The organism is Rhodococcus sp. KRD175, assembly GCF_017168275.1.
Classification (GTDB): Bacteria; Actinomycetota; Actinomycetes; order Mycobacteriales; family Mycobacteriaceae; genus Rhodococcoides; species Rhodococcoides fascians.
Window position 1 is genome coordinate 1 of record NZ_JABFAQ010000028.1, and the last position, 1,418, is coordinate 1,418.

Below are 1,418 nucleotides of genomic sequence, written 5' to 3' on the forward strand. Positions count from 1 at the left end.
GAGGAATGATCAAGACCTGTGGATCAGGGAGGGCGTGCCTTCCCGTAAATATGATCCTGGTAGTCACTTGATCAAGTCAGCGTTGCAGCGCTGGCGGAAAGGCACGCCTCGTGCTCACGGTAGTCAACTCCAACGAAGGTTCCAACCCGGCTGGCGAGGACCGCTCCATCCTCGATCAGATCGTCCGAGACGGTGCTCGGCAGATGCTCGCCGCGGCATTGCGCGCCGAGGTCGCCGCCTACATCGACCAGTTCACCGATCAGGTCGATGAGAACGGGCACCGTCTGGTGGTGCGTAACGGCTCCCACAACGAGCGGGAGGTGATGACCGCTGCGGGTGCGGTTGCGGTGAAGGCACCGCGGGTCAACGACAAGCGCGTCGACCCAGACACCGGTGAGCGGCAGAGGTTCTCGTCGAAGATTCTGCCGGCGTGGGCACGCAAAAGCCCGGAGATCTCCGCGGTCCTGCCGCTGCTGTACCTGCATGGACTGTCCACCGGCGATTTCGGGCCGGCACTCGAGCAGTTCCTCGGTTCCGGCGCTGGGTTGTCGGCGGCCACCATCAGCCGACTCACTGCCCAGTGGCAGAAAGAAGCCGCAGCCTTCGCCGACCGCGACATCACCGCCGACTATGTGTACGTGTGGGTCGACGGCATCCACCTCAAGGTGCGCCTGGAGCAGGAGAAGCTGTGTCTGTTGGTCATGATCGGCGTCCGCGCCGACGGCCGCAAGGAGTTGATCGCGCTCGCTGACGGCTACCGGGAATCGACCGAGTCGTGGGCCGATCTGCTGCGCAGCTGTAAACGCCGTGGCATGCCGTCCCCGACCCTGGCGGTCGGGGACGGCGCGCTCGGGTTCTGGGCCGGGGTCCGCGAGGTGTTCCCCGAGAGCCGGGAACAACGCTGCTGGTTTCATAAGCAAGCCAATGTGCTTGCGGCACTGCCGAAATCGGCACACCCCAACGCTATCAAAGCGATGCAGGAAATCTACAACGCCGAAGACGAACAGCATGCCCGTCAAGCCATCGCTGCATTCGAGAAGACCTACGGTGCCAAGTATCCGAAAGCCGTGGCCAAGATCGTCGACGACACCGACGTGCTCCTGGAGTTCTATCGGTATCCCGCTGAGCATTGGATTCATCTGCGGACCACCAATCCGATCGAGTCGACGTTCGCGACCGTGCGGCTACGGACCAAAGTCACCAAAGGCCCCGGATCCCGCGCGGCCGGCATCGCGATGGCCTACAAACTGATCGAGGCCGCGCAGTCGAAATGGCGGGCGGTCAACGCACCACATCTGGTGAAACTGGTCCGTGATGGCGCCACCTTCGAGAAAGGCAAACTCGTCGAACCCGACGCCACCTCAGGCACCCAGGAGGCCGCCTGAAAACCGCTCATCCACAGGTCTTGACAATATCTC

Annotated in this window: 1 protein-coding gene; it reads left to right on the forward strand. The window is 62.8% G+C overall.

Translation table 11 applies throughout. The annotated features are described in order from the left end of the window. Positions 1-110: 110 nt before the first annotated feature. Positions 111-1,385, forward strand: a complete 1,275-nt coding sequence (locus tag J1M81_RS24190; protein WP_003946207.1) for an IS256 family transposase — start codon at positions 111-113, stop codon at positions 1,383-1,385. Positions 1,386-1,418 lie beyond the last annotated feature (33 nt).